This window comes from Aquimarina sp., assembly GCF_977115655.1.
In genome coordinates this window covers 1-4,068 of the sequence record NZ_CDSBKO010000130.1, presented here as the reverse complement: position 1 = coordinate 4,068, position 4,068 = coordinate 1, and the positions used below count along the sequence as shown (strand labels likewise).

Sequence of the window (4,068 nt, the reverse complement as noted above, 5' to 3'; positions counted from 1 at the left end):
AGGTGGTTCGAAGGGTGACTGAGGTGGTTCGAAGGGTGACTGAGGTGGTTCGAAGTGATAATTTATCACTTATACCTGTCTGCATATCGGCTCGAACCGATTTAATATCATATATAAGTGATAATTTATCAGCTCGAAGGGTCAAAATATCACTTCGAACCGATCCGTTATCACTTCGAACCGATACATTATCGGCTCGAACCACCTCTGGGTGGGGTCGACCCCATACCGACAAGGGGGTACCCCCTTATCGGTATGGGGTAAAAGAGCTAAAATCATGATTTTTTTGGCATAAACAGATTAGTTCTCTTTTTGCGTAGTATTAGCCTTTGTTGTTCCTAAATAGTATGAAACCTTAAAAAATCAGGCGTATATTTTGTCGTACAAATTGCTATATTTTTCTTTTATGGCTTTTCGTTTCATACTCATTTTAGGTGTTAATTGACCACCATCGACACTCCATTCATCGGGTGTTAGCTCAAACTTTTTTACCTGTTCCCATTTTCCAAACTTTTGGTTACAAAAGGATATTTCTTCTTCAATCCTTTCGATAACTATTTTGTTGGCAATTAAATCTTCAATAGATTGAAATGATATATTTTTTCTTTTTGCCCATTGCACCAAAAAATCAAAATTAGGCTGAATAATAGCTGCGGGCATCTTTTCTCCTTCGCCTACTACCATTGCCTGTTCAATAAAACGGGATTGTTTCAATTGGTTTTCAATCAAAGTGGGTGCAACATATTTCCCCCCGGATGTTTTAAACATTTCTTTTTTTCTGTCTGTAATCCTTAAAAAACCATCAATATCAATTTCGCCAATATCTCCTGTTTGAAAATAACCATTGGTCATTACTTCAGCTGTTTTTTCAGGATCTTTATAATACCCTAGCATTACATTAAAACCTTTTACAAGGATTTCCCCATCTTCGGCAATTTTTATGGTAACATCATCAATAGCTTTTCCAACTGTTCCTATTTTAAATCCTTTATTTTTGTGGTCATTAATAGATATTACCGGCGATGTCTCTGTTAGCCCATAACCTTCTATAATTGGTAAACCTGCGGCTGTAAAAATACATGTTAATCTTTGCTGCAAAGCTGCTCCTCCGGATACCATTACTTTAATATTACCACCCAAGGCTTGATGCCATTTAGAGAATATTAATTTTTTGGCAACGGCTAATTTTTTTTCGTACCACCAACCATTAGCACCATAAGGCCGGTATTTTAAGCCTAAATCAATTGCCCAAAAGAATAATTTCTTTTTAAGACCTGTTAATTCGCCTCCTTTTGCAATAATTTTATCATACACTTTTTCATATAAACGAGGTACAGCAGTCATTACCTGTGGTCGGATTTCTTTTAGGTTATCGGTCATTTTTTCTATAGATTCTGCATAGTAGATAGAGATACCAGAATATTGATATAGATAAATTACCATTCGTTCAAAAATATGACATAGCGGTAAAAAACTCAAAGCTTTGTCTTTTCCTAGTTCCAATGGTACCCGTTTTGCACATGCCAGCACATTAGATACAATATTTTTGTGAGATAGCATTACACCTTTTGGTTTCCCTGTAGTACCAGAAGTGTAAATTAATGTAGCTAAATCATCAGAAGTAATGTTGCTTTTATATATTTCTACCTCATTTTGATTACTGGTATCGTTGCCTAGGTCCAGAACTTCATTCCAATTTTTTTCGTTGGCTATATCATCAAAGGTAAATACTGCTTTTAATTTGGTATTTGCCTTGATTTGGTTGAGTTTTTCTAAAATAGTTACATCAGAAACGAAACAATACATTGCTTCTGCGTGATTTAAAATATATTCATAATCTTCTTTGGATATAGAGGGATAAATAGGTACGTTTTGTGCCCCAATTTGTAAAATCCCTATATCGCACACATTCCATTCGGTCCTGTTGGTTGTTGAAATGACAGCTATCTTATCGTTTGGTTTTACACCCAATCTTAAAAGCCCTCTACTAATTTTGTTGGATTTTTTTATGTATTCTTTTGTGGAGATAGATTTCCACTTCCCGTCATATTTGGTTACAAATGCTTTGTCAAGATCGTATGTGGTGAGTTGATATTGTGGAATATCAAAAAGACGGTGTATGTTGATAGGTGAATCCATTTTTAAACAGATATAGGTTTGTTTTAGTTGTTGAAAATCAAGGCTTTCTGATTTATGTCAAATCTATGAATTTGTTTTTTCATTCTTTTAAGCAATTACATTTTTCTTTTTTTGAATTTTTTTTTCTCTGAAAAAGTTAGAGGAATAGGTATTTGATTAAGAATAAAATAGGGCAAGTATAGTTGAGTGAAAAGAAAATATATGTTAGATGCTCTTTTGTAAACAACGAGAATGAAACTAAGCAGGAATGGAAAAAGGACAGTAGCCAAAAGTATAGAGGCTATTTATTATTACAGGTTTTTTTCTTGCCATTCGCTTTTTAAGATTGAATAAAAATCAACATTTAATTTTTCTCCATTTTTAATTTCACACTCCCTCATTGTCCCTTCATAAGTAAAATTAATTTTCTCTAAACCATTTTTACATTTCAAATTATCACTTACCACAAACCCTTCAATTCTGTTTAAATCAAGTTTGTTAAAGCCTTCTTCAAATAGTTTGGGCATTATCTCTTTTAATATACCTTTTCCCCAATATTCTTTTAGCAACCACAAACCAATTTCGGCTTTTTTATGGTCCTTTTCTAAATTATTAAATCCACCAGCTCCACAAAATTGATTATCATTCTTGTCATAAATTCCCCACCAAATTCCTGTTCCATTTTTCTTTAAATCACGATACCAATCCATTTGCTCTTTGGTATCTTCTATAGTAGGAAAATGCACATCATAATACCTTGTTATATCCGGGTTGGATAGTCCTTTATGAATGTTTTCAATATCAGAAGATTCGATTTCTTTTAAAAAATAATTTTTTGTTTTCATTAGCTTTTATATTACTAAATTTAAAGATATAATAATAGGACTATGTTGTTTCTATTGGTTTTTTAATTTCTATTATTTATAAAATTTGTCTTCATCTACTACGATTGTAGTTAGTTCAACAGTATGATTGTCGGGGTCTTTTGTATAAATGGATAAAAAATAATGGTGATCTTGAATATTGAAATCTAAATTGAGTTTAGCGTAACGTTTTTTTGCTTTCTCAAAATTTTCATTGTTTACATTAAATGCAAAATGATCTATTTTAACATTTCTAGATTTTAAGTCAATTTCTTTATCAGATGTATTCGCAGGAAATAGAGCTATTCCTGATTTATTTGCCAACATAAAAACAGGAAATTCTCCCCACTCTGGAAGTTGATACTTTTTTAGACCTAAAACTTTTTCATACCAATGTACAGATACATCTATATTCGCAACTCGAATTGCTACATGATCCAAAAATTCAATTTCAATTTTTTCGTTTGCCTCGGCCATTATTTAAATTCTTATTACCAAATAATTTTTATATTAAAATTACCATAAAAAATTTAATTTCTAAGAAGAGTATTTGGTATCTCTGGATATCGAAGTGATTTAAACTTTTTTCAATTCGCTATAAAAATGCTCTTTTTCACTCAATTTTTGCTTTTTCTTACCTCGTAGCACTGCTATGAAGTGCAAAAAACGCGTCAATTGATCAAAAAATATCTATAAAGAAAAAAACGAAGTTCAAGGTAAAAAACGCAGTCATAGCAGAGCTATGACGAGTATTTTTAACGTAGAAATTTGTTTTTTTACTAGAAATATTACTATTATTTTATGTTGATTTAGCTATAAATACAATTCGAGAAGCTCATTACCCATTATATAAATATTAATACTATAAAAAGATGAGGTTCCCGAATTTTGAAAAGGAACAGCCTTGAGGCAGATTCTCCAGGGTGGCTGGATTAAACCCAGATTATCAATGTCGTTAAGTTACCCTGTATCTTTTTGAGGATTAAATGTCTGTAAAAACAAAATACCCCTTTACTTCCATCATGGATTCCTGCCTGCGCCGGATGAACTGTGCTTAAAAACAAATATTTGGTTGATAATTTTCTAT

The 4,068-nt window shown here is 32.1% G+C and carries 4 protein-coding genes; 1 reads left to right on the top strand and 3 read right to left on the bottom strand.

Annotated features, from left to right (window positions below; genetic code table 11):
- Positions 1-281: hypothetical protein (locus tag ACZIYX_RS23695; protein WP_462684739.1), on the top strand; the 281-nt coding region annotated here is incomplete at its 5' end.
- Positions 282-363: 82 nt separating this feature from the next.
- Here ACZIYX_RS23695 and ACZIYX_RS23690 read toward each other — a convergent pair.
- From ACZIYX_RS23690 to ACZIYX_RS23680, 3 genes are all read right to left on the bottom strand, one after another.
- Entirely contained in the window at positions 364-2,139 is a 1,776-nt protein-coding gene (locus ACZIYX_RS23690; protein ID WP_462684738.1) for an AMP-dependent synthetase/ligase, read from the bottom strand.
- Positions 2,140-2,429: 290 nt separating this feature from the next.
- Positions 2,430-2,963, bottom strand: a complete 534-nt coding sequence (locus ACZIYX_RS23685; protein ID WP_462684737.1) for a GNAT family N-acetyltransferase — start codon at positions 2,961-2,963, stop codon at positions 2,430-2,432.
- Between the two features lie 72 nt (positions 2,964-3,035).
- Positions 3,036-3,458 carry a VOC family protein gene (locus ACZIYX_RS23680; RefSeq protein WP_462684736.1) on the bottom strand — a complete coding sequence of 141 codons (423 nt, stop codon included), beginning with the start codon at positions 3,456-3,458 and terminating at the stop codon, positions 3,036-3,038.
- Between the last annotated feature and the right edge of the window lie 610 nt (positions 3,459-4,068).

Excerpts from the sequence above, each read along its gene's own strand:
- ACZIYX_RS23690 (WP_462684738.1), bottom strand. The coding sequence starts at position 2,139 with ATGGATTCACCTATCAACATACACCGTCTTTTTGATATTCCACAATAT.
- ACZIYX_RS23685 (WP_462684737.1), bottom strand. The coding sequence starts at position 2,963 with ATGAAAACAAAAAATTATTTTTTAAAAGAAATCGAATCTTCTGATATT.
- ACZIYX_RS23680 (WP_462684736.1), bottom strand. The coding sequence starts at position 3,458 with ATGGCCGAGGCAAACGAAAAAATTGAAATTGAATTTTTGGATCATGTA.